The sequence below is a fragment of the Methylobacterium sp. UNC378MF genome (assembly GCF_900103195.1).
In the GTDB taxonomy this organism is placed as follows: Bacteria; Pseudomonadota; Alphaproteobacteria; order Rhizobiales; family Beijerinckiaceae; genus Methylobacterium.
The window spans coordinates 41,996-65,532 of sequence record NZ_FMWU01000032.1 but is presented as its reverse complement, the minus strand read 5'-3'; the positions used below and the strand labels follow the sequence as shown (position 1 = coordinate 65,532).

At 70.5% G+C, this 23,537-nt stretch carries 28 protein-coding genes; 17 read left to right on the top strand and 11 right to left on the bottom strand.

Annotated features, from left to right (window positions below):
* Together BLT59_RS25945 and BLT59_RS25940 are read left to right on the top strand one after the other, a co-directional pair.
* A partial coding sequence (locus tag BLT59_RS25945; RefSeq protein ID WP_091787736.1) for an outer membrane protein occupies positions 1-592 on the top strand: 592 nt, incomplete at its 5' end.
* Positions 593-793: 201 nt separating this feature from the next.
* Entirely contained in the window at positions 794-1,555 is a 762-nt protein-coding gene (locus BLT59_RS25940; protein WP_091787732.1) for a DUF2076 domain-containing protein, read from the top strand.
* A 103-nt stretch (positions 1,556-1,658) separates the two neighbouring features.
* Here BLT59_RS25940 and BLT59_RS25935 read toward each other — a convergent pair whose 3' ends face one another.
* On the bottom strand, positions 1,659-2,450 hold the full coding sequence (locus tag BLT59_RS25935; RefSeq protein ID WP_091787729.1) for a L,D-transpeptidase: 792 nt from the start codon (positions 2,448-2,450) through the stop codon (positions 1,659-1,661).
* Between the two features lie 269 nt (positions 2,451-2,719).
* On the opposite strand from BLT59_RS25935, the gene BLT59_RS25930 reads away from it, so the two are divergent.
* From BLT59_RS25930 to BLT59_RS31500, 6 genes are all read left to right on the top strand, one after another.
* Positions 2,720-3,436 (top strand): protein phosphatase CheZ, encoded by a 717-nt coding sequence (locus tag BLT59_RS25930; protein ID WP_091787727.1) that lies wholly within the window; start codon positions 2,720-2,722, stop codon positions 3,434-3,436.
* A gap of 74 nt (positions 3,437-3,510) precedes the next feature.
* Positions 3,511-5,577 (top strand): excinuclease ABC subunit UvrC, encoded by a 2,067-nt coding sequence (uvrC, locus tag BLT59_RS25925; protein ID WP_091787724.1) that lies wholly within the window; start codon positions 3,511-3,513, stop codon positions 5,575-5,577.
* A gap of 73 nt (positions 5,578-5,650) precedes the next feature.
* Positions 5,651-6,250, top strand: coding sequence for a CDP-diacylglycerol--glycerol-3-phosphate 3-phosphatidyltransferase (gene pgsA, locus BLT59_RS25920; protein ID WP_173009270.1), 600 nt, complete (start codon positions 5,651-5,653; stop codon positions 6,248-6,250).
* A gap of 54 nt (positions 6,251-6,304) precedes the next feature.
* Positions 6,305-6,556 (top strand): molybdopterin converting factor subunit 1, encoded by a 252-nt coding sequence (moaD, locus tag BLT59_RS25915; protein WP_091787718.1) that lies wholly within the window; start codon positions 6,305-6,307, stop codon positions 6,554-6,556.
* A gap of 216 nt (positions 6,557-6,772) precedes the next feature.
* Complete coding sequence (locus BLT59_RS25910; RefSeq protein ID WP_091787715.1) at positions 6,773-7,003, top strand: hypothetical protein; 231 nt, start codon at positions 6,773-6,775, stop codon at positions 7,001-7,003.
* 552 nt (positions 7,004-7,555) lie between these two features.
* Positions 7,556-7,897, top strand: a complete 342-nt coding sequence (locus BLT59_RS31500; RefSeq protein WP_091787711.1) for a hypothetical protein — start codon at positions 7,556-7,558, stop codon at positions 7,895-7,897.
* A gap of 10 nt (positions 7,898-7,907) precedes the next feature.
* Here the strand turns inward: BLT59_RS31500 and BLT59_RS25900 are convergent, their stop codons facing one another.
* Complete coding sequence (locus BLT59_RS25900) at positions 7,908-8,684, bottom strand: D-xylose 1-dehydrogenase (protein WP_091787708.1); 777 nt, start codon at positions 8,682-8,684, stop codon at positions 7,908-7,910.
* A gap of 149 nt (positions 8,685-8,833) precedes the next feature.
* On the opposite strand from BLT59_RS25900, the gene BLT59_RS25895 reads away from it, so the two are divergent.
* Positions 8,834-9,244 carry a flagellar biosynthesis repressor FlbT gene (locus tag BLT59_RS25895; RefSeq protein ID WP_091787705.1) on the top strand — a complete coding sequence of 137 codons (411 nt, stop codon included), beginning with the start codon at positions 8,834-8,836 and terminating at the stop codon, positions 9,242-9,244.
* 13 nt (positions 9,245-9,257) lie between these two features.
* Here BLT59_RS25895 and flaF read toward each other — a convergent pair whose 3' ends face one another.
* Positions 9,258-9,629, bottom strand: coding sequence for a flagellar biosynthesis regulator FlaF (gene flaF, locus BLT59_RS25890; protein ID WP_091787702.1), 372 nt, complete (start codon positions 9,627-9,629; stop codon positions 9,258-9,260).
* 168 nt (positions 9,630-9,797) lie between these two features.
* Here flaF and BLT59_RS25885 point away from each other — a divergent pair, with 168 nt between their 5' ends.
* On the top strand, positions 9,798-10,043 hold the full coding sequence (locus BLT59_RS25885; protein ID WP_091787699.1) for a hypothetical protein: 246 nt from the start codon (positions 9,798-9,800) through the stop codon (positions 10,041-10,043).
* Here the strand turns inward: BLT59_RS25885 and BLT59_RS31495 are convergent, their stop codons facing one another.
* The 3 genes from BLT59_RS31495 to BLT59_RS25875 form a co-directional block, all read right to left on the bottom strand.
* Positions 10,044-10,181 carry a hypothetical protein gene (locus tag BLT59_RS31495; RefSeq protein ID WP_173009271.1) on the bottom strand — a complete coding sequence of 46 codons (138 nt, stop codon included), beginning with the start codon at positions 10,179-10,181 and terminating at the stop codon, positions 10,044-10,046.
* Positions 10,182-10,269: 88 nt separating this feature from the next.
* Positions 10,270-10,584 carry a hypothetical protein gene (locus tag BLT59_RS25880; protein WP_244514146.1) on the bottom strand — a complete coding sequence of 105 codons (315 nt, stop codon included), beginning with the start codon at positions 10,582-10,584 and terminating at the stop codon, positions 10,270-10,272.
* Between the two features lie 138 nt (positions 10,585-10,722).
* The gene (locus tag BLT59_RS25875) at positions 10,723-11,232 is read right to left on the bottom strand and encodes a metallophosphoesterase (protein WP_091787692.1); all 510 of its coding nucleotides are present in this window, start codon (positions 11,230-11,232) and stop codon (positions 10,723-10,725) included.
* Positions 11,233-11,390: 158 nt separating this feature from the next.
* On the opposite strand from BLT59_RS25875, the gene BLT59_RS25870 reads away from it, so the two are divergent.
* The 6 genes from BLT59_RS25870 (at position 11,391) to BLT59_RS25845 (ending at position 19,010) form a co-directional block, all read left to right on the top strand.
* The gene (locus BLT59_RS25870; protein ID WP_091787690.1) at positions 11,391-12,110 is read left to right on the top strand and encodes a cytochrome c biogenesis CcdA family protein; all 720 of its coding nucleotides are present in this window, start codon (positions 11,391-11,393) and stop codon (positions 12,108-12,110) included.
* A 39-nt stretch (positions 12,111-12,149) separates the two neighbouring features.
* Positions 12,150-13,196, top strand: a complete 1,047-nt coding sequence (gene selD, locus BLT59_RS25865) for a selenide, water dikinase SelD (RefSeq protein ID WP_091787687.1) — start codon at positions 12,150-12,152, stop codon at positions 13,194-13,196.
* Positions 13,197-13,282: 86 nt separating this feature from the next.
* Entirely contained in the window at positions 13,283-15,289 is a 2,007-nt protein-coding gene (locus BLT59_RS25860; RefSeq protein WP_091787683.1) for a glycosyltransferase, read from the top strand.
* Positions 15,286-16,398: a glycosyltransferase gene (locus tag BLT59_RS25855; RefSeq protein WP_091787680.1), complete on the top strand. Its 1,113-nt coding sequence runs from the start codon at positions 15,286-15,288 to the stop codon at positions 16,396-16,398. The genes BLT59_RS25860 and BLT59_RS25855 overlap by 4 nt, the downstream gene beginning before the upstream one ends.
* A 280-nt stretch (positions 16,399-16,678) precedes the next feature.
* Positions 16,679-18,154 carry a GumC family protein gene (locus tag BLT59_RS25850; protein ID WP_091787677.1) on the top strand — a complete coding sequence of 492 codons (1,476 nt, stop codon included), beginning with the start codon at positions 16,679-16,681 and terminating at the stop codon, positions 18,152-18,154.
* Between the two features lie 199 nt (positions 18,155-18,353).
* Complete coding sequence (locus BLT59_RS25845) at positions 18,354-19,010, top strand: WecB/TagA/CpsF family glycosyltransferase (protein ID WP_244514145.1); 657 nt, start codon at positions 18,354-18,356, stop codon at positions 19,008-19,010.
* Positions 19,011-19,012: 2 nt separating this feature from the next.
* On the opposite strand, the gene BLT59_RS25840 is transcribed toward BLT59_RS25845, so the two are convergent.
* The 5 genes from BLT59_RS25840 to BLT59_RS25820 form a co-directional block, all read right to left on the bottom strand.
* On the bottom strand, positions 19,013-19,588 hold the full coding sequence (locus tag BLT59_RS25840; RefSeq protein WP_091787671.1) for an NUDIX domain-containing protein: 576 nt from the start codon (positions 19,586-19,588) through the stop codon (positions 19,013-19,015).
* Positions 19,589-19,626: 38 nt separating this feature from the next.
* A complete protein-coding gene (locus BLT59_RS25835; RefSeq protein WP_091787668.1) occupies positions 19,627-19,896 on the bottom strand; it encodes a sulfurtransferase TusA family protein in 270 nt (89 codons plus the stop codon).
* Between the two features lie 81 nt (positions 19,897-19,977).
* Positions 19,978-20,325, bottom strand: a complete 348-nt coding sequence (locus BLT59_RS25830; RefSeq protein WP_091787665.1) for a hypothetical protein — start codon at positions 20,323-20,325, stop codon at positions 19,978-19,980.
* A gap of 96 nt (positions 20,326-20,421) precedes the next feature.
* Positions 20,422-21,789 (bottom strand): glutamate--cysteine ligase, encoded by a 1,368-nt coding sequence (locus BLT59_RS25825; RefSeq protein WP_091787662.1) that lies wholly within the window; start codon positions 21,787-21,789, stop codon positions 20,422-20,424.
* A gap of 292 nt (positions 21,790-22,081) precedes the next feature.
* Complete coding sequence (locus BLT59_RS25820) at positions 22,082-22,834, bottom strand: 16S rRNA (uracil(1498)-N(3))-methyltransferase (protein WP_091787659.1); 753 nt, start codon at positions 22,832-22,834, stop codon at positions 22,082-22,084.
* A gap of 220 nt (positions 22,835-23,054) precedes the next feature.
* Between BLT59_RS25820 and BLT59_RS25815 the strand changes: the two genes are divergently transcribed.
* On the top strand, positions 23,055-23,534 hold the full coding sequence (locus BLT59_RS25815) for a hypothetical protein (protein ID WP_091787656.1): 480 nt from the start codon (positions 23,055-23,057) through the stop codon (positions 23,532-23,534).
* The last annotated feature ends 3 nt before the right edge of the window (positions 23,535-23,537 follow it).

Sequence of the window (23,537 nt, the reverse complement as noted above, 5' to 3'; positions counted from 1 at the left end):
CAACCGCAGCCAGGACGGCTTCTCCGGCGGTGGCCAGATCGGCTACAACTACCAGTTCACCCCGGGCTCGGGTGTCGTGATCGGCTTCGAGGCCGACGCCCAGTACCTCGACTTCGGCCGCAACCGGAACAACGCCTTCGTCTCCGGCGCCGTCGCCCCCGGCTACTACCTCACCGATCCGCGCGGCCTCTCCAGCCTCGACTTCTTCGGCACCGTCCGCGGCCGCCTCGGCTACGCCTTCGACCGCACCCTCGTGTACGGCACCGGCGGCTTCGCCTACGGCTCGGGCAGCGCCGACCGCTCCTTCGGTGGCTTTGCCGGCAACGACAGCTTCCGCACCGGCTGGGCCGCCGGCGGCGGCATCGAGTATGCCCTGCCTACCGACTCGTTCCTGAACTTCTTCCGCTCCTCGGCCGTGACGCTCAAGGTCGAAGGCCTGTACGTCAACCTCGATCGCGGCACCCGCAACCAGGGCGCGTTCGTGATCAACGCCGCCAACAACTTCCCGGTCGTCTACAGCGGCGTCGGCCGCCGCGACGACCAGTTCGCCGTCGTCCGCGCCGGCCTGAACTACAAGTTCGGCACATTCTAGGATCCACCCGCCGGCGCGGCTCGCGCCGCGCCCACAGCCTCCGAACACGGGAAGCCCGGCCGCCAGGCCGGGCTTCTCGCATTTCACGGCCCGCACATGAAGTTTTCGCAATCCCCCTGACAAAGCGTCGCCGCGCACCCATGTCGTGTCTGCCATGCGGCGCGTTCGGGCCCGCGGGTGAGATTCGAGGAGGACGACTCCATGAACAGCGAAGAACGCGACGTCATTTCGGGAATCTTCCAGCGGCTGGAGCAGGCGCAGTCCCAGCCCCGCGATGCGGAGGCGGAGCGCTTCATCGCCGACAAGATCCGCACCCAGCCCTACGCCCCCTACGCGATGGCGCAGCTGATCTACGTGCAGGAAGAGGCGATCAAGAGCCTGAACCAGCAGCTGGAGCAGGCCCGAAGCCAGGCGGCCTCGGCCCAGCCCGCCGGGGGCGGCGGCTTCCTGTCGAGCATCTTCGGCGGCGGCAGCCAGCAGCGCCAGGAGCCCCAGCCCGGCTACGGCCAGCCGCGTCCGGCCGGTCAGCCCTGGGGCAATCAGGGTGGCGCGCCGCAGGGCTATCCGCAGCAGGGCTACCCGCAGCAGGGTGGCTACCCGCAGCAGCAGGGCGGTCCGTGGGGCGGGCAGCCGCAGGCTCCGGCGCGGGGCGGCGGCTTCATGGCGACGGCCCTGCCGATGGCGGCGGGCGCGGCGGGCGGCATGCTCCTCGGCAGCGCCCTCTCGAACGCCTTCGCGGGCGGTCATTCGAGCCTCGGCAGCGCGGCGGCGGCCGGCCTCGGCGGCGGCAGCGGCGAGACCATCGTCAACAATTACTACGGCGACGGCGGCAACCAGGATCTCGGCTCGGCCCTCGACAACAGCGGCGGCGATCTGGGCGGCCTCCAGGATGCCGGCTACAGCGATCCGGGCGGTGATTTCGGCGGCGACCTGGGCGGCGGCGACGACAGCGACTGGACCTGATCGAGCCGGCTTCAGACGCAGAAGGCCCGGTCGCGTCAGGCGCGGCCGGGCCTTCCCGTATCCGGATGAGGCGGGCCCGCGATCGGGCGGCGCCGACAGGCGCTCAGAGCACCTCGACGCGCGCGCCCACCGGCACGCGGTCGTAGAGGTCGATGACGTCGTCGTTCATCATCCGGATGCAGCCCGACGAGACAGACTGCCCGATCGTGTTGGGCTCGTTGGTGCCGTGGATGCGGTAGAGCGACGAGCCGAGATACAGGGCGCGGGCGCCCAGCGGGTTCTCCGGCCCGCCGGCCATGTGGCGCGGCAGATCGGGGCGGCGGGCGAGCATCTCGGGCGGCGGCGTCCAGTCCGGCCACTCCGCCTTGCGGCTGACCGTCTTGAGTCCGCTCCAGGCGAAGCCGGGCCGGCCGACGCCGATCCCGTAGCGCAGGGCGCGCTGCCCGCCCTGCACGAGATAGAGGTGCTTGGCGGCGGTGTCGATCACGATCGTGCCGGGCTTCTGCCGCCCCGCGAAGGCGACTTCCTGGCGCTGGTATTCGGGTGCGACCGCACGGGCGATCCGGCTCGGATCCGCCTGGGGCGCTCCGTAAACGGCCGCGGGCGGCGCGCCGTAAGCCTGTCCATAGGCCTGTCCAGACGCTTGGCCGTAGGCCTGGGCGGGCTCCGGCTCGGCCGGAATAAGGTCGCCGGAATAGGCCGCGACCCGCTGCGGCGCCGCGGAGCGCCGCGGCCAGGCGCGCCCGTCCCCGCCCGCTTGGCCGGTGACGAGGTACTCGATCAGGCCGCCGCCGTAGCCGCCCTCGGCGTAGCGCGCCTGTTGCGCCTGCACCGGGCTGCACAAGACGAGCGCGGCCGCGGCCACCCCCATTCCGAATCGGACTGAACCCCGCATCGCCGCACGCTCCCGCGCCGGGGCTCGTGCTCCCGGCCCGCGAACAATCCCGCGGCATTTTACCGAATCAGGTGAACGAACGTGGTGAATCGCTGCGGAAGCGCGGCCTCTCCGGCGTCAGGCGGCGCCAGCGTGAATCGCGGGTTAAGCCGCGCGCCGCGCCCGCGATCGAACGCGCCAAGGCCCCGGAAAAAGCTTGGCGGTCACAGTCCGCTAACCGATGTGGTAGAGAGTTGCGTCGACCGAACACGAACGCTCACGCCCGGACGATGACCCAGAAGCGCTATCGCATCGAAGACAGCCTCGGGCTTGCCGTGGCTCCCCCGCCTGAGCCAGGCCTCACCGCATCGAGCGCGCGGCTCGAGGAAATCTTCAGCGCCATCCAGGACTTGCGCCGCGTCACGCAGATGAGCGCGAGCGAGACCATCGAGTCGTGTCGCCGCGAGCTGCACGAGGCGCTGGCGATGCGCACGGAACTCGACGTGATGAAGGAGGCGATCACCCGCACCAAGTCGGAGCTGGCGACGCTGCACCGGACCGAGAATACCGGCAAGGGCATGCGGCGTGCGGCCGACGAACTCGATGCGGTGGTCGATTCGACGGAGCGCGCCACCACGCAGCTGCTCGGCGCGATCGAGGAGATCGAGAGCCACGCCGGCATGCTCAACGCCGCGACGCTGCCGCCCGGCGTGAAGCCGCATGTCGACGTGATCCTCGAGCGCGTGATCACCGCCTACGAGGCCTGCAATTTCCAGGACCTGACCGGCCAGCGGATCACCAAGATCGTCAGCGTGATGAAGTTCATCGAGGAGCACCTCGACCGACTGATCGCCACGTGGTCGGAGCTCGACAGCTTCAAGGAGCTCATCACCGTCATGCCGGTGCCGACCTCCCTGGACGACGAGAGCTCGCTCCTCAACGGGCCCAAGCTCGACCACGATATCGGCCACGTGGACCAGAGCGACATCGACTCGCTGTTCGATTGACCGATCGGGCCGGGCGCGCGATTTTTGTCGCCGCCCCGGTCCCCCTGGCGGTCCGGAACGCTTAGATCTGCGGTATGAGCCGCAGAGCCCTGACAGACCTGCCCCCCGACACCTTCGACGACGGCCGGGACGCCGAGCGGGACGAGACCGCCGACGAGCCGGAAGCCGGCCTCCCCGATTCGGAGGCGCCGGAGATCGACTTCGACTTTGAGCCGGGCGCCGTCCAGGCCGGCACCGAGGTGATCCGCCGGTTCTGGTCGACCCTGCCGACCTCGCCCGGCGTCTACCGGATGTTCGATCATCGCGGCGACGTCCTCTATGTCGGCAAGGCCAAGAACCTGAAGGCGCGGGTCGGCTCCTACGCGCGGGGCCAGGCGCACTCCAACCGCATCGCCCGGATGATCTCGCAGACGGCGGCGATGGAGTTCGTCACCACCGCGACCGAGACCGAGGCCCTGCTTCTCGAAGCCAACCTGATCAAGCAGTTGAAGCCCCGCTTCAACGTGCTGATGCGGGACGACAAGTCGTTTCCCTACATCCTGGTCACCGACGACGGTCCGGCCCCGCAGATCGTCAAGCACCGGGGCGCCCGGCGCCGGAAGGGCAACTATTACGGCCCCTTCGCCAGCGTCTGGGCGGTGAACCGGACGGTGAACGCCCTGCAGCGCGCCTTCCTGCTGCGCACCTGCACCGACAGCTACTACGAGAACCGCACCCGGCCCTGTCTGCTCTACCAGATCAAGCGCTGCTCCGGCCCCTGCACCGGCGAGATCGCCAAGGAGGATTACGCCGCGATGGCGGATTCCGCCCGTGCGTTCCTGGCGGGCAAGTCGAATGCCGTGAAGGACCGGATGCGCACCGAGATGCAGGCAGCCTCGGAGGCGATGGAATTCGAGCGCGCCGCCCGCTTCCGGGACCGGATCGCCGCGCTCTCGGCGATCCAGGGCGTTCAGGGGGTCAACACGCAGGGCGTCGAGGAGGCGGACGTGTTCGCCCTCGACGAGCAGGCCGGCCAGTTCTGCATCGAGGTGTTCTTCTTCCGGAACTTCCAGAACTGGGGCAACCGCGCGTATTTCCCGAAGGCCGACCGGACCATGACCCCCGACGAGGTGCTGGGCTCGTTCATCGGCCAGTTCTACGACGACAAGCCGGCGCCGCGGACCGTGCTGACGAGCCACACGATCGAGGATGCCGAGCTGGTGGCGGCGGCGCTGTCGAGCCGCGTGGAGTACCGGGTCGAGATCCACAGGCCGAGCCGCGGCGAGCGGAAGAACCTCGTCGACTACGCCCAGCGCAACGCCAAGGAAGCCCTGGCCCGGCGCCTGGCCGACACGGCCTCCCAGGGCAAGCTGCTGACAGCCCTCGGCCAGGCCTTCGCACTCGACCGAACGCCGCGCCGAATCGAGGTCTACGACAATTCGCACATCATGGGCACGAACGCGGTCGGGGGCATGATCGTCGCCGGCCCGACGGGCTTCATGAAGACGCATTACCGCACGTTCAACATCAAGTCCGAGGATCTCACCCCGGGCGACGATTACGGCATGATGCGCGAGGTGCTGCAGCGACGCTTCAAGCGGCTCGTGAAGGAGGCGCCGAGGACCGAGCGCGAGGCGAATGCGGCGGCCGCCGAGGGCGGCGCGCCGGAGCCAGGTCCGGCCCCGGCGGAGGAGAGCGAGGCGTTTCCAGCCTGGCCGGACCTCGTGCTGATCGACGGCGGCAAGGGCCAGCTCGATGCCGCGCGGGCGGCGCTGGAAGAGGTCGGCGTCTCGGGAGTACCGCTGATCGGCGTCGCGAAGGGCCGCGACCGGGATGCCGGGCGCGAGACGTTTTTCGTGCCCGGTCGGCCGCCCTTCAAGCTTCCGCCGCGCGATCCGACGCTCTACTTCGTGCAGCGGCTCCGCGACGAGGCGCACCGCTTCGCCATCGGCAGCCATCGAGCCAAGCGGAAGCGTGAGATGGTGAGGAACCCCTTGGACGAGATCGCCGGAATCGGGCCGAGCCGCAAACGCGCGCTGCTGCATCACTTCGGGACGGTGAAGGCGATCCAGAGCGCCGCCTTCGAGGATCTGGCCAAGACCCCGGGCGTCAACGCCGCCACTGCGCGGGCGGTCTACGACTTCTTCCATGCCGGCGCCTGAGAACCCGGCCGCGATGGCCGAGCCCGGTCCCGGGGCGTTGACGCCCGGGCCGCGCTCTGATTTCACCCCAGCGATGAACGCCGTCCTTCCCCGACGACGGTCGCCGGCCTGGACGCTCGCGAACTGCCTGACCTACGGGCGCCTCGTTGCCGTGCCGGTGATGGTCGCGCTTCTGTTCTGGCCCGAATCCCACACCGCCCGGTGGACGGCTTTGGGCGTGTTCGTCGCGGCTGCGATCACCGATTACCTGGACGGCTACGTCGCCCGGACCTACCATCAGAGTTCGGCGCTCGGGCGGATGCTGGATCCGATCGCCGACAAGCTTCTCGTCTCGGCCTGCCTGCTGATGCTGGCGGCGGATCACACCATCGCCGGCCCGAACATCTGGGCGGCGATCGTGATCCTGTGCCGCGAGGTGCTGGTTTCCGGCCTGCGCGAGTATCTCGCCGAGCTGAAGGTCGGCGTGCCGGTCAGCAGGATCGCGAAGTGGAAGACCACCGTGCAGCTCCTGGCCCTCGGCTTCCTCGTGGCCGGCCCGGCGGGCGAGACGGTGCTGCCCGGGACCGAGTCGATCGGGCTGACGCTGCTGTGGCTCGCCGCCGCGCTCACGCTCTGGACCGGCTGGGACTACATGCGGGCCGGGATCAAGCACGTCATCGACGATCCGCGCTGACGGATCTGCTCGCGGGATGCGCGGTTCCGACCCTGCCTTGGCTACGGTGATGCGATGAAGCTCGTCTATTTCGCCTGGGTCCGCGAGCGGATCGGCCGCCCCGAGGAGGAGCTGGCGCCGCCGCCGGAGGTCGCCACCGTGGCCGATCTGGTCGGGTGGCTTCGGGGCCGGGGCGAGGAATATGCCTACGCCTTCGAGGATCCGGGCGTCGTCCGGGCCGCGATCGACCGGACTCATGCCAAGCCGGACGCGCCGATCGCGGGGGCCCGCGAGATCGCTTTCTTCCCGCCGATGACGGGCGGCTGAGCTCCGGCTGGGCCGCGCACGTAGTTCACCGGGGTTGAATCGGCGCCGGTTCCGCGGTCCTTAGCGCCGTCGCTCCGGCTGCGCTTCAGGCCGAACGGCGCGCGGGCCGAGCCAAGTTTCCTACGGGTTCGGCCCGCCTTCGGCCCTCAGAATCCGCGGAACGCTCAAGTTGGCATGGCCGTTACCCGGTACCGAAATCGGTATTGGAGTTTCAGCATGCGCATGACCTTCCTCGCGACCGCCGCCCTGTTGAGCCTCGGCGCCGCCGCGCAGGCCCAGACCACCGTCATCGAGCGCGACCGGCCCGCCGTCGTCGTCGATCGTCCGGCCTCCGAGTCCAAGTCCGTGACCGTTCATGAGCATGGCGACGGCTGCGTGACCAAGACGGTGCGCAAGGAGAACGACATGGGCGACACGAAGACCGTGAAGAAGGAGACGTGCGACTGAGCCGTCCGGCCTTGCGCGGCTGACGCGTCGGCCTTCGGCACTCGACGGCCGCGCCTCTGCGCGGGTGCGGGTTCGAAGGACAGCGTCCTCGGGGGCTGCTGGGAAGTGGCGCCCTCCTCTGCCGGTTCGGGGCGTCACAAACGGCAGGACTAGTCCGCGCGTCACTGTCTCGCACCGAATGCGCCGCGCCGTCATTCCGGGCTGCCGAAGGCGAGCCCGGAACCCCGCCCCACCGACGGCGCCCTGTTCTGGCACGTCGGCGTGGCCGGATCCCGGATTCCCCTGCGCGGCTCCGGGACGACGGGGTGAGGCGGCGTCGGAAAGTCCCATCTCCTCATCGGCCTCTGGCGCGGCCCCTCCTTCGTGGGTCCCGGGATCGAGGATCGACACGCCGCCGCGGCCGGTTCCAGAGCAGGAATCGGGATGCTGGCGCGCCCGATACCGTCGCAGCATGAGCCCTGTTCTCCAGGAGCTTCGTCATGCGACCCGCCGGTCATCCGAGCATGTCCACGTCCGACCGGGCGATGCTGGTCGGTCTCTCGGTCCTGTGGGATGACCCGTTCTTCTTCACGGGCGTCGGCCCTCTCGGCGCTGCCGCCCTTGACCCTGGTGCTCCGCCGGGTCGGGATCGCCGCGCTCGCCCTGAACCTCGTCTGTGTCGTCTATTTCCGGATCCGGGCGCGGGCGGGCGCGACGAACCTGTCGCGGGTCACCGTCCTGGTCCTGGTCCCGGCGATCCTGTCGGGTGCGCTGGTCCTCGGTGAGCGTGTGGACGCCCGCCACCTGTCCGGCATGGTCCTGTTCGCCGTCGGTCTCGCCGCCACCGACGGCCGCCTCCTGCGACGCCGGGACAGGCCGGCGCGGTCGGCCGCGGGGGCCGCGCCGGAGCGTTGACCCGCCCGGCTCAGCGCCAGCCGGCATCCACGAAATAGCCGTGGCCCGTACACATCCGGGCATCGTCCGAGGCCAGGAACAGGACCAAGGCGGCGACATCGGCCGGCTGGATCCGGCCGTCGAGGCATTGTGCGGCGACGATCTCCGCCTCGCCCTCCGGCGTGTACCACCTCTCCTGGCGGGGCGTCTGGACGTTGCCGGGCACGATCGTCGCCACCCGGATGTTGTCGCGGCCGAGGTCGCGGGCCAGGGCGCGGGTCATGCCTTCGATCGCCGCCTTGGCGGTCTGATAGAGCGGCATCTCCTTGAGCCCGAGATGCCAGCTGATCGATCCGAAATTGAGGATCACGCCGCCGCCCGCGCGCCGCATCGCCGGAATCGCCGCCTGGGCGGCGAAGAACAGATGGCGCAGATTCACCGCCATCCGGTCGTCCCAGTAGGCGGGCGTCACCTCCGCGAGGCTGTGGCGGTCGTCGTTTCCGGCATTGTTGATCAGGACATCGAGGCCGCCCAGGGCCGTATCCGCCTCCGCGACCAGCGTGCGGACCGCCTCGACATCGGTCAGGTCGCAGTGCCGGTAGAGCGGCGCGTGCACGGCTCCCGGCCCGACGCGCGCCACCAGGGCGCGGGCCGCATCCTCCGCGATGTCGCAGAACAGGACCCGCGCGCCCTGCCCCACGAAGGCCTCGACGAGCGCTTCCCCGATCCCCGAGGCGCCGCCGGTGACCAGAACGCGCTTGCCGGCGAGGCTCGGATACCGGGCACGCTGATCGGGTCGAGCCGTCATCGGACCTCCTCGCCGCATCCGTCGCGACCTGACTTGTCTGAGTTTATCACCATCGCCCGCGACCGCAACGGCGGCGCGCAGGATGGGAGTTCTCAAAACGTTAACGGTTCGCGCATGAAATGGCCGGGTCTTCTAGAAAGGAACGCCCGATGCCCCTGCGCTTGGAACTCAAGCCGTTCGAGAGGCTGATCATCAACGGCGCGCTGCTGCGCAACGGCGACCGGCGCTCGACCTTCCTGATCGAGACGCAGTGCAAGTTCCTGCGCGAGAGCGAGATCATCACGGAGACCGAGGCCGACACGGTCTGTAAGCGTCTTCACCTGACGCTGACGGTCATCTACCTCGCCGACGATCCGACGCCGAGCATCGACCTGTTCTTCCGGCAGGCGACGGATCTGCTCGGGCTCGCGCCGGCCGCAGCGCCGCAGATCGCCGCCATCGCGGAGGCCGTCGAGGCCGGCGAGTATTACCGGGCGCTCAAGCTGAGCCGCAAGCTCGTGGAATGGGAGACCGCCGGCGCGGTGCCCGTGGCGGAGGCACAGGCTCCGGCGGCTCCCTGAGAGGCGCCGGGCCTCAGCCGGGATTGCCCTGGAGGCCGGCCGCGATGTGATTGTTGATCGACACCAAAGTGGCGATCTTCTCCGGCGTCGGCGCGATCATCGCGTCGATGCAGCTCTGGAGCACGTACACGCCCAGGCGCCCGACGCCCTGCTTGACGTCGCTGGGGAGCGGGTTCTCGTCGGATGTCGCCTCCGAGGTCAGCAGCGTCCAGACGCGCTGGTTGTAGGTCAGCGCCTCGTTCATGCGTCCGGTGTCGCCGGTGGCGAGGCCCTGACTGGCACCGATCAGCTTCTGCGCCGCCTTCAGCAGGACCGCGGATTCGGCTTCGCGGGGCGTCAGCGCGCTGTGGGAGGTCTTGGCGTAGGCGTTGGCGGCGTAGTTCATCGGCGGTCCAGCCCCGTCGTCGGGCCTGCCTGGGCGGCAAGCTGGCGCGTAGCTGTCGCAGACCAGGAGTTAAAAGCGCGTGAGCGTCAGATCCGCCATGATGCCGCCGGGTTGCTTATCAACCACGCTGTGTGGCCTCAAGGACTCGGCCCCCGGATCCCATCCCCGATGCTGAATTTCGTTCTCGGAACTGTGGCCGGCGGTCTGATCGCCTGCGTGCTGACCATCGCGGCGGCGCGGCAGCCGGAGGTTCAGACCCGCCTCGGCCTGGTTCCCGCGGCGGTTCCGGCAACCCTCGCGGCGGTCACGAAGCCGGCCGAGCCCGATTGCGGACGGCGGACGGAGCCGGCTCCGAAGGTCGGCTCCCAGGATATGCTGTTCAACCGCCAGCGGTTCTGGTCGGTCGCGCCGTGATCAGAACGTGCCGATCAGCATGAGCAGCATCGTCGTCGCGACGGTGGTGCTGACGAAGCCGCAGAGGGCGGCCGCGAAGGACGGGCCCGTGCGGGTCACGGCAGGCTCGATCTCGTTCGAAAGCGTGGCGGGGGTCATGGGCGCAGAACCTTTTCGGCGACCTGTGTCGCGCGTATCGGGGTGATGCTGCAGGAACGGGGTGTCCGAGGTGCGGGCGCGCACCCGATCAATCGCAGCGGTTAATTTTCTTGGCGATCCGCAGGCCCCGCAATTCGCTGCGGAGATCGATCGCCACGACGCCCTCGCCGCATCGCTCGAATGCGTCGCGGGCATCGTCGTAGCGGTCGCCGACCTCGTCGAGCGTGTCGCAGACGCGGTCATGATTGCCCAGGCGGGCTTCCTGACGCGCCTGAAAGCGCAGGGCATTGGCCTCGTCGACCTTGCGCTGGGCTTCGATGCAGGCCGGCACAGCCGACGCCGCGGAAGTCAGGGCGAGGCCTGCCAGAAGGCTGGCGAGGCAACGGGTCAGAGTGGCCGACATGGCACTCACGGGAACACTCACACACGGCTTGTGAAGGTCGATCCGCAGGCGGATCGACCTGGTTTCTCGGAGCGGCACGGGTCCACTCCCTTTCTGTCCGCTGAAACGGTGAAGCTCATGTGAAAGTTCCGACCCGAATCATTGCTTCCGGCGCAGGCGGGAGGTCAGAATCGCGGCGAGCGGCACGGGGGCCGGCCCCATCGGGTCGACGCCGACATCGTACTGCTTCGGCATCGGCTTGAGCTTGCCGTGGCTGTGCCCGTGGAGGTTGAGGGCACCCCGGCTCATGCCGTTCCAGGTCCGGAACGCGTAGTGGCAGAGCACCACCATCCGCCCCTCGACCGCGACTTCCGCGTAGTGCCGCACCGAGGCCCAGCCGGGCGCGTCGAGGGTATCGGGCCCGTCGTTGTTGCCGACAATCAGGTGCTTCTCGCCGTTCAGGCCGGCGAGGATCTCGCGGATCCGGGCGCCGCTCGGCCCGAGGGCGAAGTCGCCGAGGTGCCAGACCGTGTCGCCGGGCGCGACCGTCGCGTTCCAGGCCGCGATCAGCCCGGCATCGTGGGCCGCGAGATCCGGATAGGGCCGGTGGTCGAAGCGCAGCGCCCGCGGATCGCCGAAATGCGTGTCGCCCGTGAAGAAGATGGCCACCGGTCTGCTCCGCCTCGCCCGGGAACGCCACGGGACTGCCGCCGAAATCGGCCGGCGGCCGCCTTGTTCCCGCGGCCCCGCGTCCGCCTGGCGCGTTGACGGCCCGCGCGGCAGGGACGAGACCTCCGCCCGGCGAGCGGGATCGGGAGCGCGAGGGCATGCTCGGAACGGTGGGATTCGCCTTCCTGGCCGGTCTCCTGTCGGTGCTCTCGCCCTGCGTGCTGCCGCTGATCCCGATCGTGCTCGGCACCGCGGCCGCGGAGCATCGCCTCGGCCCGGTGGCGCTCGCCGCCGGGCTTTCGATCGCCTTCACGGCGATCGGGCTGTTCGTCGCCACGATCGGGTTCACCCTCGGCCTGGACGGCGACGTGTTCCGGCGCGCCGGCGCGGTGCTCCTCGTGCTGCTGGGCGTGGTGCTGATGGTGCCGCGGCTGCAGGCCGGGGTCGCGACGGCGGCGGGTCCGGTCGGAGCCTGGGCCGAGGAACGCTTCGGCGGCTTCGGCGCGGGGGGATTGTCCGGCCAATTCGCGGTGGGCCTGCTGCTCGGCGCCGCCTGGAGCCCCTGCGTGGGACCGACGCTCGGCGCCGCTTCGCTCATGGCGGCAAGGGGCGAGCATCTCGGGAGCGTCGCCGTGACGATGCTGGCCTTCGGGATCGGGGCCGCGGCCCCCCTGATGCTGCTGGGCTTCGTCTCCCGCGAGGCGCTGCTGCGCTGGCGCAGCGGTCTCGCCGCGGCCGGACGGGCCGCGAAGTCCGCCCTGGGCGCCGTGATGGTGCTGCTCGGGCTGCTGGTGCTGACCGGGCTCGACAAGCGGGTCGAGGCCGCGGCCGTCGCGGCCTCCCCGGACTGGCTCAACGCGCTGACGACGCGATACTGACCCGGGAACGGCCCAGGACATCCGGAACGGAGATCAGCGATGACCGATGCCCCCCGGCTGACCAGTCTTGCCCATGGCGGCGGCTGCGGCTGCAAGCTCGACCCCGCCACCCTGCGCCAGCTCCTCGCCCAGCAGCCGGCGGCCGGCCCGTTCGAACGGCTCCTCGTCGGCAACGAGACCGCGGACGATGCGGCCGTGTGGGAGCTGGAGGACGGCACCTGCATCATCGCCACCACGGATTTCTTCACCCCGATGGTGGACGACCCCGTCGATTTCGGCCGGATCGCTGCGACGAACGCCATCTCGGACGTCTATGCCATGGGCGGCCGCCCGATCCTGGCGCTCGCGATCCTCGGCATGCCGCTCGGCAAGATCGACCCGGAGGTCGTTGCCCGGATCCTGCGGGGCGGTGCCGAGACATGCGCCGAGGCCGGCATCCCGGTGGCGGGCGGCCACTCGATCGACGCGCCCGAGCCGATCTACGGGCTCGCGGTGATCGGCACCTGCCGCCGCGAGGCGGTGCGCCGCAACGCCGACGCGATGGCCGGAGACGCCGTCCTGCTCACCAAGGCGATCGGGGTCGGGGTCTACTCGGCGGCGATCAAGCGGGCGACCCTCGACGAGGCCGGCTACCGCGACTTCATCGCCACCACCACCCTGCTCAACCGGATCGGACCCGAACTGGCGGCCGATCCCGCCGTCCACGCCCTCACCGACGTGACCGGCTTCGGCATCCTGGGTCACGGCCTGGAGATCGCCCGCGGCGCCGGCCTCACGCTCACCCTCGAGGCCGATGCCCTCCCCCTGCTGCCGCGGGCGGAGGCGCTGGCGCGCGCGGGCGCCGTCACCGGCGCCTCGCACCGGAACTGGGCGGCGTTCGGCGAGGCGGTCGACCTGCCGGAGGACTTCCCGGACTGGCGCCGCCACCTCCTGACCGATCCGCAGACCTCGGGCGGGCTGCTGGTGACCTGCTCGTCCGACCGGGCCGAGGCGATCCTCGCGCGCATCCGCGAGGCCGGCTACCCGGCAGCCGCCCGCATCGGCCGGCTCGAGTCCGGCCCGGCCCGGATCCGCGTGGACGGCTGACACGCCGCCGGCACCGAGAGGCAATCTTCAACCTTCCGGTCCACGCTGCCGCCCCGCACGAGACCCGAGCCGCCGTCAGAGCCGCCTTGACCGACGCCGCAGACATCGCATCGCCTGCCCACGGCGTCGCCGGCTGGCCGTTCGGGCGCCAAGCCCCCGGCCCCGCTCGTCCGGCGTCGCTGCCCGACGGGCGACCATGGCCGCGGATCCGGATCGTCACGGTGGCCCGGGCAGGCGCGGCGCCGGCCGGGACCGTCGCGTCGGTCCTGCGACAGGACTATCCGGAACTCCGGCACGACGTGCTGGCGCCGGGAACCGCCCGCGCCGCCGTCGAGCGCATCCTGGCCGATCCCGGTCCGGACCACCTGCTCTGGCTCAGCGCCGGCGACCTGCTCGCACCGGGGGCGCTGATCGCGCTGGCGCTGGAGGCGTCGCTCACCGATGGCGACGCGGTCGCGGGGCTGCGCGTCCTGTTCGACGACGCCGTCCGCGGCCTCGACGGACCCTGTCCTGCGGAGGCGATCGGCAGCCGCGTGCCTGCGGGCGGCGGGATCCTCTGGCGGCGCAACGCCGTCGCGGCCCACGCGGTCCTCGACGCCGACGGTATGCTGCATGAAGCGGCCGCCTGGTCGAGGATTGCCGGGAACCGGCGGAGCCTGATCGGCCGTCCGGCGCTCCTCCACAGGCTGCATGCGGATTTGCCTCCGCCCGGCGACGGCCTGTCGATCGTGTCGCTCACCGGGACGGGCACCCAGGGCGGCGCCGGCGTGGCCCAGCGCCGGCTCGCGGAGGCGCTGACCCTCGCGGGTCATCGGGTTGCGGAGATCATCCTGAGCGGCCGCCCCGAAGCTGCCGAGTGGCGCGACGTCTTCCCCCGGGCGGAGGCGGCGATCGCGGAGGCCGCCCCGGACCTCGTCCTCGCCGGCAACCTGCACGGCGCCACCCGCAGCCTCGACGTCGTCGGCCGTCTGGCCCGACAGGGAGCGGTCGGCCTCGTGCTGCACGACCTCTTCCCTCTCACGGGCCGGTGCGCCCATCCGCGCGCATGCGGACGCGCCGCGATCGGCTGCGATGCGGCCTGCCCCAGCCCGGACGAATACCCGCAGCTGGCGCCCGGCCGGATCGCCGGCATGCATGGCCGCAAGCGCGCGGTGCTGGCCGGCGCCGCAGGGGTATCCGCGACCCCATCGCCGGCTCCCTGGCTGCTCGCCAATTCCGACTGGACGCTGGCGCGGGCTCGCGAACTCGCGCCGCCCGGAACTGTGGTCGAGCCGATCCGCCTCGCCTTCCCGACCGCCGTGTTCCGGCCCGGTGATCGCGCGGAGCTGCGCGGCCGCCTCGGCCTGCCGCCCGACGACGTGCTGATCCTTGTCTCCTCGGTGATCGTCGACGGGCCCGACAAGGGCTTTGCCGATCTCCGAGCGGCGCTGCAGGCCGTAGCGGGGCCGGGCGTCGGCGTGGTGGCGATCGGCCGGCTCGACGATCCGGCCCGGCTCGGCGTCGCGAACCTCTTCGCGCCCGGCCTCATCGCGGACGAGGCGATGCTGGCGGCGTGGTACGGCGCCTGCGACCTCCACGTCACCGCGAGCCGTCACGAGACTCTTGGGCAGACGCCCATCGAAGCCGGCCTGTGCGGCGTGCCAACCCTGGCCTATCGCACCTCAGGGCTGACCTCGGCGGTGATCGACGGCGTATCCGGCCGCCTCGTGCCGATGCGGCCGGGCGCCCTCGCCGAAGCCCTGGCCGCCCTGGTCGGTGACCGGGAGGCCCGCACGCGTCTCGGAGCCTTTGCGCGCATCGCCCTGGAGAGCCGCTACAGCCCGGCCGCGGCAGCGCTGTCCCTGGAGGCGGTGTTCCGGCGACAGGGCTTGTCGGAGGGCGCGACCCATCCATGCTTCGCACCCGCGATGCTCGGGCATTTCCCCTTCGCGGCCGATCTGCGGACTGGCGCGACCGGCACCGTTCCGGCGGTCTCGCCGCCGCTCGTTCGCCGGCTGCGGCGGGCCAAGCAGATGATGTTCGGGCGCCGGATGCCGCTCTTCGTGCGCCGGTGCCTCTATCTTGCCGGCGCGCTGCGGCGGCGTGCGCCATGACGGCCGGCAAGGCGGATCCCGATATGGTGCGGCGGCGGATCTACCTCGACCAGACCCATCTGCGGGCCCATGTCACGGGGATCGAGCGGGTCACCCTCGACCTCTTCGCCCCGGACAGGCTCGCTCCGCACACGGTGCGGCCGGTGACCGCCGGCTCCCTGCCGGACATGATCGCCGCGCAGCACGTCGGCCTCCCGGCGCGGGCGCTCCTGGACCGGGACGCGCTGTTCCTGTTCCCGGGCTTCCCACCGGGGCCTCTCTGCGCCGTCGCGGCAGCGCGGTGCCTGCTCTACGTCCACGACACGTTCCTCCTGACGCGGAAGGCGGATCTGAGCCTGCGCAGCCGGATCTACATGAGCCCGAGCTTCGCCCTCGCCCTGCGCTGGTGCCCGAACCTGTTCGTCAACAGCCGCACCACCGGCGCGGCCGTGCGCGGGCTCTGCGCGGCGCGCGCCCGCGTCGCCCTGCTGCGCCCCCCCGTCCGCGACGCCTTCGGCCTGGGCGACCTGCCGGGACCGGCGGCCTACGGGCCGGGCGGAACGCTGCGGCTCCTCGCCATCGGGACCATCGAGCCGCGCAAGAACTATCCGGCGACCCTCGCCCTGACGGCGGCGCTGATCCGCGCCGGTATCCCGGCGGAACTCCATCTCGTCGGCCGGGTCGGCTGGGGACGGCACGCCTTCCTGGAGGCGCCGCCGCCATTCCTGCACCGGCACGGGTACCTCGCCGACGCAGAGCTGCGTGCCCTCGCCGGGTCGTGCCACCTGCTGGTCTCCACCTCCATGGCGGAGGGGCTGGGCCTGCCGCTGCTGGAAGTCCAGCATGGCGGCCTGCCGGTCGTGGCGCCGGATGACCCGGTGTTCCGCGAGGTGCTGGGGACATCCGGCCTGCTCATCCGGCCGGAGGATCCCGACGGAGCAGCCCGGGCCGTCGGCGCCTGGCTTCGGGAAGGCGGCCCGGCCCGCGCGGCGGCGGCAAGCCGAGCCAACGTGGCCCGCTGGAACGCGACCGCGGCCGAGGACGGCCGGCGCTTCCAACAATTCCTGGCGGGCGATCCGGCCGCCTACGCGGCGCCGGAGTCAATTGTCGCACGGGGTGGCATCGCCTGAGGCGGTTCACGTCGTCCCCAGCAAATCGGGAACTTTACGTGCTCTGTTATCGTGACACTCATGATCGCATCGGTAAGCGATATCTGCGGGCTTCCTGACGCAAGAGCCACATCGGGACGATACGACTGGTCCGGTATGCTGATTGCTGGGCTCCCGAAGAAGGCGACGCCTCGGGCGAGCACCTGTTCCGGATCGGCACGAAGCTGGTCAGAAAGGGGACGGGCGATGCAGAGGGCGACGGGCGGTGGTCTCCGCCCGGGCAGGTCAGGGAGCGAGGCGTATGTTCGACTTCTCGACACGGATGAGCGGCGACCAGCCCGTCCGGATGGTGCTGCCGCAGGTCACGCCGTCGCCGGACAGCCGCGTGATCCTGCGGCGCCTGTGGCGCGGCAGCGGCTTCATCGTGCTGGGCGGCCTGTTCATGGTCGCCGTGGCGGTCGCCCTGCTCGGCCTGATCCCGCCGCGTTATACGTCCAGCATCCAGGTTCTCGTGGATCCCAGCGACCTGCGGGTCGTCGAGAACGACGTGAACGCGCGCCAGCCCCAGGCCGACAGCGGCGTCTCGATCGCCGAGAGCCAGGTGCGGGTGATCCAGTCCGACAGCGTCCTGCGCCGCGTGATCGCCAAGCTCCGTCTCGATCAGGACGAGGAGTTCGTCCTGCCGGACGGCGACAACCCGACGCTCACCTGGATCAAGGGCGCCCTGGGCATGCTGCCCCCGCCGGCGAGCCGCGACCCCGTCAACACCGCCCTCGACACGCTGCAGAACCGGCTCAGCGTCCGGCGGGCCGAGCGGACCTTCGTGATCGACGTCTCGGTGCAGTCCCGCGATCCCGAGAAGGCCGCGCGCATCGCCAATGCCATCGGCGACGCCTACTTCGCCGAGGAGGCCGCAGCCCGCACCGAGACCGCGCGCCGCGCCTCCGAGGCCCTGGCCGGGCGGCTCAGCAGCCTGAAGCGGGACGTCGAGCAGGCAGAGGGCGCCGTGGTCCGCTACCGCGAGGATCACAAGCTCGTGGCCGCCAGCGGCCGCCTGCTCACCGACCAGCAGCTCGGCGACCTGAACCAGCAGCTCGTCACCGCCTCCATCAAAACGGCCGAGGCGAAGTCGCGCCTCGATCAGGCGCGCCGGATGCGCTCGTCCGATCCCAGCACCGCTTTGCCGGAGATGCTGCAATCCCTCGAGATGCAGGCTCTGCGGCAGCAATATGCCACGCTGTCCCGCAACACCGCGGAACTCGCCACCCGCCTCGGCGAGCGCCACCCGGCCATGGCCGAGCAATACGCCCAGCAGCGCGACCTGCAGCGCCTGATCCAGCGCGAGAAGGAGCGGATCATCGAGACGACCCAGAAGGATTACGATCGCGCCGCCGCCAGCGAGGCGGCGATCCGGGCCAGTCTCGACCGGGTGAAGAGCGAGACGGCCAGCAGCGACCGGGCCTACGTCGGCCTGCGCGAGCTGGAGCGCACCCTCGATGCCCGCCGCGGCATCTACGAGGCCTACCTGAAGCGCGCCCGCGAGGCGAGCGAGCAGGAGCGGCTCAACACCACCAACGTCCGGATTATCTCGGCCGCGACACCGGCGCGCCAGCGGACCTTCCCGCCCTCACCCAAGATCGTCCTGCCTGTGGCCCTGGTCCTCGGCCTGCTCCTCGGCGCCGGCATCGCCCTGCTCCTCGGCGCCGACAGCGACCGCCGCCGCCACCGGCGCGCCGCCACCCGGCCGGCTGCGAGCTTCCGGGCCGCCGATGCGTGACATCGGGGAGATCGGTCTCTACCTGGGCGCCGTGGATCCGGTCCGCGGGGAGGCACAGACAATGAGCGCCCCGGCTACCACGGCATCCGGGTCGCCGCAGACGGCCACGACCGTCGCGCTCTTCGGATATCGATTCCATACCGGTTCCGCGGAGGCCCTCTTAGCCGCTATTGCGGCCCGGCGGGACGGCCGGCCGCGGATGATCGTCACGGCGAATGTCGATCATATCGTCCAGCTCAGCGAGAATGCCCTGTTCCGCGAGGCCTACGCGCGCGCCGCGGCCAGGACCCTCGACGGGATGCCCCTGGTCTGGCTGGCGCGGAAGGCCTGCGCCCAGCCCGTGCATCGGATCACAGGCCACGATCTCCTGGGCTGCATCCTGGCTGATCCGCCGAACTTCGCGCAGCGGGTGTTCTTCGTCTCCGCCCGCCAGGATGCGGCGGACGCGCTTGCCACCCGGCTGCAGGCAGCGGGCCTTCGGTCCGGAGCCGTGGCCAGCGCGGTGCCGCCCTTCGGTTTCGAGAACGATCCGGCTTACAGCCGCGCCCTGGCAGAACGGATCCGTGCCCACGGGACCACGCTGCTGGTGATGGGAGTCGGCGCCCCCAAATCCGAGATCTGGGTGGATCGGCACGGCCAAGCGCTTGGCGAACCGGTGGTGTTCTGCGTGGGCGACGCCCTGAACGTCGCGGCGGGGTTCCTGCCGCGTGCGCCGGACTTGATGCAGCGTTTCGGCCTCGAATGGATCTACCGGTTCCTGCAGGCGCCGCGGCGGCTGTTCCGCCGCTACTTCATCAAGTCCTGGCGCTTCATCGGCCTCGCCCTGCAGGATCGGACGCGGCGAAGCGCCAACTGACCTCAGCGACTCTCTGCGAAGAGGTCCGGCCGCTGCAGTTGGAGCGCGAACAGCAGCGTCAGCGACTTCATGTCGGTGATCGCCCCACGGCGACCCATGGCGGCCAGTTCCGGCAGCGGGATCTCGTGCACCGCCACGGCCTCGCCCTCTGCGGCCAATCCGCCGCCGGTCCCGGTCCGGTCGGCCTCGCCATAGGCGGCGAGGAACAGGTCCATCCGCTCCGTGGAGATCCCCGGCATCGACCAGGTGCTGGCAACGAAGTCGAGCTGGCTCAGGCGCAAGCCCGTCTCCTCCATCGCCTCGCGCCGCGCCTCGTCCGCGGAGTCGCCTTCATCGAGGAGACCGGCCGGCACCTCGATATGGCTCGGTGGTCCGCCGGAATAGAGGACCGGCGCCCGGAACTGCGAGACGAGCGTGGCGACCCGCCGCTCCGGATCGTAGGGGAGCACCGCGACCGCGCGGCCGTGATCCTCCATCTCCCGCGTGATGCGGGTCCCATCCTCCTGCATCACCTCGGCGACGAGGTAGCGCGCCCAACCGTCGTGTACGAGGCGCACGCCCCCGATCCTCGCTGCCATTCCAATCCCACCTTGCTTCCGGAAGGCTGACGGATCGTTCAGGAATGCGGCGGCCTTGCGGACACGGTGATGCGGAAGCGCAGGCGTCGCTCAAGCGGCCCCTCGAGCCGTTCGACGGCGTCGAGGCGGGCGCCTTCCTCCCGCACGAGGTTCGGGATGTCGAGGGCGGCCAGTGGATCGGTGCAGGTCACCACGAGGGTTCGGCCGCCTGCGAGGCTGCGCAGGACCTTGCGCGTGCGCAGAACCGGGAGCGGACATTTCAGGCCGCTGAGGTCGAGATCGACGCAGTCCGCATCCTCGTCCCGCACGCCGGAAGCTCCCGAGCCAGCGCTGAGGCCGCCCCCCGGCGCGTCATAGGCATCCCCACGTCGCAACGCCAGCCGCCACCCTCACCATTCGTAATAGCCGAAGGCCGGTCCATAATAGCTGTCCGGCGCAGTCCAGGCATAGCGCGGGCCGGAATAGCCATAGTCGAAGCCGTGGCTCGGCACCGGGGCGTAGGCGTAGCCGTAGCCGAAGGGTGCGGGATAGCCGTACTCGCCGTAATAGCTGTATTGCGGCCGGCCGCGTGCGGCCACGGTGCCCGCGATGCGGCCGTCGCGTCCGTTATGCCAGCGGCCAGGCGCGGGCGACGGACCGGGAGCCTCGAAGCGCCCCAAGTCAGCGGCCTGACCTGCACCCACACCCGCAGACAAGGACGCCACCCCAAGCAGGACGAGGGCAAGGATGCGAATCACGATACGGCCCCTCCAAGGCTCGAAGCCCGATGGAACGTTCCATTAGCACGTTCGGATTGTGATTCGCTCCGGATTCCGCGATCAGTCAGGCAGCGCTCAGAAGACGCATTCGGTGAAGGCCGGACGCACGCAGGCGCCCCAGCGGCGTTCATAGTCAGCGAGCAGATCCTCGGCTCTGGTCCGGCCCGCTGCGACGATGGCCTCGAGGGGTTGCAGATAGATCGCCTCGTCCCGCCCCTCGGCGTCGCGGCGGCCGCGTGCCCGCAGCCCCGCTCGGGCAATGGCCAGGGCCTCGGCGGCGACAGCACCGAGCGTGGTGTTGGCCACCGGCGTTGCCAGGCCGAGGCGCGGCGCGGTTGCACGCGCGGCCTCGCGGTTGGCCGTGTTCCACCCCTTCACGAGGTCGAGCGCCGCATCGAGGGCGACCTCGTCGTAGAGGAGCCCGGCCCAGAAGGCCGCCTGGGCGGCGATCATGCCCGGATCGCCGACATCGGCGCCGCGCATTTCCAGGAAGCGCTTGAGCCGCACCTCGGGGAAGGCGGTGGAGGCGTGGTTAGCCCAGTCCGATACCGTCGCGAATTCGCCGGGGAGTTGCGGCAGGTTGCCGGCCATCAGGTCGCGGAACGAGGCGCCGGACACATCGTGGTAGGTGTCGCCCCGCTTGACGAAGTACATCGGCATGTCGAGCAGCCAATCGACATAGGCCTCGTAGCCGAACCCCGAATCGAAGGCGAAGGGAAGCATCCCGGTCCTATCGGCATCGGTGTCGCGCCAGATCTCGGACCGGCGGGAGAGGAAGCCGTTCGGCCGGCCGTCGGTGAAGGGCGAGTTGGCGAAGAGTGCGGTGGCCACCGGCTGCAGCGCCAGGGATGCGCGCATCTTGCGCACCATGTCGGCCTCGGAGGCGAAGTCGAGATTCACCTGCACGGTGGCGGTACGCAGCATCATGTCCAGGCCGAGGGACCCGACCTTCGGCATGTAGCCGGCCATGATCCGGTAGCGGCTCTTGGGCATGACCGGAGTCTCGTCCCGTCGCCATTTCGGGCTCATGCCCAGCGTCAGGAAGCCGATGCCCAGGGGATCGGCTACCCGCTTGGTGGCAGCGAGATGCGTGGCGAGTTCCGCCGCGGTGGCATGTACGTCGGGAAGCGCCGCACCGGACAGCTCGAACTGGCCGCCGGGCTCGATCGAGATCGCGCCGCCCGCCTCCGCCGACAGGCCGATGATGTTGCCGAGATCGAGGATCGGTTCCCAGCCGGTCTCGCGGGCAAGCCCGTCGAGAAGCGCTCGGATACCGTTGCCGCCCTCATAGGGAACCGGTGCCCGGTTCTCCCGGTAGAACGGGATCTTCTCGTGCTCGGTGCCGATCGCGAAGCGCGCGCGCGGTTTCTCGCCCGCCGCGAACCATTCGACCAGTTCGGCGCGCGTGGTGAGCGGCGTGGTATCGTTGCTGTCGCGCGCCATGCGCTGCCTGCCCGCGTCTGACCTGTGCCTGGGAATGGGCGCGCCGAACTACTCCGGCGGATCCACCCGGTCCAAACCCGCCCTCGCGAGCGGGATCCGGGCGGACACCCGCCCCCGACCCCGATGAGCACGTGGCGCAGGCGGCGTCCGCTCCGGGACATAATCGAGCCGCCGGGAACCCACAACGCGGCGGCCTCGGCAGGTGCCCCGCTTCACGTCTGATCGTAGGAAACAATCGCCCTCGCCGAGGCCTCTATGTGCGCCCGCGCACATGGATTGGTCCAGTGCCGCCTCAACGGGCGTCACCCAGCACCGCCTGCACCAGCGCCAGGACGGCGACGGCGGCCGTGTCGGCTCGCAGGATGCGCGGCCCCAGGGAAAGCGCGACGGTGTTCGGCCGCGCCCGGATCAGCGCCCGCTCCTCGTCCGAGAAGCCGCCTTCCGGACCGACCAGCACGGCGAGCGGCACCGAGTCCGATGGATTGGCGGCCGCACGCAGGGCCTGCACGGGATCGCGGACCGGAGCGTCCTCGTCGCAGAACACCAGAAGCCGCTCGGACGCGAGCGCCGCGAGCGCCGGCGCGAGTCGCTCAGGCTCAGGACATTCGGGAATTGCCAGGATGCCGCATTGCTCGGCAGCCTCGACGGCGTTGGCCCGCAGCCGGTCCATGTTGACGCGGTCGCCCTGCGTGAACCGCGTGATGACCGGCCGAATGGTGCCGGCGCCCATCTCCACCGCCTTCTGCGCGAGATAATCCAGGCGGGCGCTCTTCAGCGGTGCGAAGAGATAATGCAGGTCGGCGCGCTCCGGCTGCGGGCGCGTCTGCGCCGCAACGTGCAGATCGGCCCCCTTCCGGCCGGTCTGGACCAGATGGGCGCGCCATTCGCCATGGCGACCGTTGAAGACGAGGACCGGATCATCCGGTCCGCGGCGCAGCACATTGAGCAGGTAGTTGGCCTGGGCCCGGTCGAGGGGGAGAATCACGCCCGCGGCGAGATCGGCCGCGACATGGAGGCGCGGGGCGGTGAAGTCATAGGCCGGCATGGCAGCGTGGTTGCGCGGGTCGACACGACTGTCAACGGACCGTCCGCGCCCGAAAGTGTTGCCGAATGGTTACGAAGGCCGGTTTTTCGCAGCCGGTCCACCGGTGCATGGCGCAGCCGGTTTGCCGCTCGATTGACGCCACAATCCTATGGCGAACCCAGGAGAACGGAAGAAAGCCGGCCGGGTGCGGATTCGGCAGGGGCGTCGAGGGAGTTGCGGAATGGCGAAGGGGAGCTTCACTCTGGGGGCTGCGGTGCTGGCTGGCACCGTCCTGTTTGGCACGGCGGCCTCCGCCCAGAGCGCGGCGCCGGAATGCGGCGCGATTCAGAAGACGCTGGCCGAGCGCAAGGCGCTGGTCGGCCGGGCCAACGCGGCCTCGCAGTCCAAGAAGAAGATGACCCCGCAGGAGGCCTGTGCCCTGTTCGGGAAGCTTCAGAGTAACGGCGCCGAGGGCATGAAGTGGATCTCGGCCAACAAGGAATGGTGCTCGATCCCCGATTCATTCGCCGAGGGCTTCAAGGCTGACCACATGAAGGTCAGCGGTATCCGCACCAAGATCTGCAGCGTCGCTGCCCAGGCGACCAAGATGGAGGCGCAGGCTCGCGCTCAGGCCCAGGCTCAGGCCGGTGGCGGTGGCGGTGGCCTGCTTGGCGGTCCGGGCTTGACCGGCAGCTTCAAGCTGCCGCAGGGCGCTCTGTAAGAC

What these genes read in the sequence shown, in the direction of transcription:
- BLT59_RS25940 (WP_091787732.1), top strand. Translation starts at nt 794, where the DNA reads ATGAACAGCGAAGAACGCGACGTCATTTCGGGAATCTTCCAGCGGCTG.
- BLT59_RS25935 (WP_091787729.1), bottom strand. Translation starts at nt 2,450, where the DNA reads ATGCGGGGTTCAGTCCGATTCGGAATGGGGGTGGCCGCGGCCGCGCTC.
- BLT59_RS25930 (WP_091787727.1), top strand. Translation starts at nt 2,720, where the DNA reads ATGACCCAGAAGCGCTATCGCATCGAAGACAGCCTCGGGCTTGCCGTG.
- uvrC (WP_091787724.1), top strand. Translation starts at nt 3,511, where the DNA reads ATGAGCCGCAGAGCCCTGACAGACCTGCCCCCCGACACCTTCGACGAC.
- pgsA (WP_173009270.1), top strand. Translation starts at nt 5,651, where the DNA reads ATGAACGCCGTCCTTCCCCGACGACGGTCGCCGGCCTGGACGCTCGCG.
- moaD (WP_091787718.1), top strand. Translation starts at nt 6,305, where the DNA reads ATGAAGCTCGTCTATTTCGCCTGGGTCCGCGAGCGGATCGGCCGCCCC.
- BLT59_RS25910 (WP_091787715.1), top strand. Translation starts at nt 6,773, where the DNA reads ATGCGCATGACCTTCCTCGCGACCGCCGCCCTGTTGAGCCTCGGCGCC.
- BLT59_RS31500 (WP_091787711.1), top strand. Translation starts at nt 7,556, where the DNA reads ATGACCCGTTCTTCTTCACGGGCGTCGGCCCTCTCGGCGCTGCCGCCC.
- BLT59_RS25900 (WP_091787708.1), bottom strand. Translation starts at nt 8,684, where the DNA reads ATGACGGCTCGACCCGATCAGCGTGCCCGGTATCCGAGCCTCGCCGGC.
- BLT59_RS25895 (WP_091787705.1), top strand. Translation starts at nt 8,834, where the DNA reads ATGCCCCTGCGCTTGGAACTCAAGCCGTTCGAGAGGCTGATCATCAAC.
- flaF (WP_091787702.1), bottom strand. Translation starts at nt 9,629, where the DNA reads ATGAACTACGCCGCCAACGCCTACGCCAAGACCTCCCACAGCGCGCTG.
- BLT59_RS25885 (WP_091787699.1), top strand. Translation starts at nt 9,798, where the DNA reads ATGCTGAATTTCGTTCTCGGAACTGTGGCCGGCGGTCTGATCGCCTGC.
- BLT59_RS31495 (WP_173009271.1), bottom strand. Translation starts at nt 10,181, where the DNA reads ATGACCCCCGCCACGCTTTCGAACGAGATCGAGCCTGCCGTGACCCGC.
- BLT59_RS25880 (WP_244514146.1), bottom strand. Translation starts at nt 10,584, where the DNA reads ATGTCGGCCACTCTGACCCGTTGCCTCGCCAGCCTTCTGGCAGGCCTC.
- BLT59_RS25870 (WP_091787690.1), top strand. Translation starts at nt 11,391, where the DNA reads ATGCTCGGAACGGTGGGATTCGCCTTCCTGGCCGGTCTCCTGTCGGTG.
- selD (WP_091787687.1), top strand. Translation starts at nt 12,150, where the DNA reads ATGACCGATGCCCCCCGGCTGACCAGTCTTGCCCATGGCGGCGGCTGC.
- BLT59_RS25855 (WP_091787680.1), top strand. Translation starts at nt 15,286, where the DNA reads ATGACGGCCGGCAAGGCGGATCCCGATATGGTGCGGCGGCGGATCTAC.
- BLT59_RS25850 (WP_091787677.1), top strand. Translation starts at nt 16,679, where the DNA reads ATGTTCGACTTCTCGACACGGATGAGCGGCGACCAGCCCGTCCGGATG.
- BLT59_RS25845 (WP_244514145.1), top strand. Translation starts at nt 18,354, where the DNA reads ATGATCGTCACGGCGAATGTCGATCATATCGTCCAGCTCAGCGAGAAT.
- BLT59_RS25840 (WP_091787671.1), bottom strand. Translation starts at nt 19,588, where the DNA reads ATGGCAGCGAGGATCGGGGGCGTGCGCCTCGTACACGACGGTTGGGCG.
- BLT59_RS25825 (WP_091787662.1), bottom strand. Translation starts at nt 21,789, where the DNA reads ATGGCGCGCGACAGCAACGATACCACGCCGCTCACCACGCGCGCCGAA.
- BLT59_RS25820 (WP_091787659.1), bottom strand. Translation starts at nt 22,834, where the DNA reads ATGCCGGCCTATGACTTCACCGCCCCGCGCCTCCATGTCGCGGCCGAT.
- BLT59_RS25815 (WP_091787656.1), top strand. Translation starts at nt 23,055, where the DNA reads ATGGCGAAGGGGAGCTTCACTCTGGGGGCTGCGGTGCTGGCTGGCACC.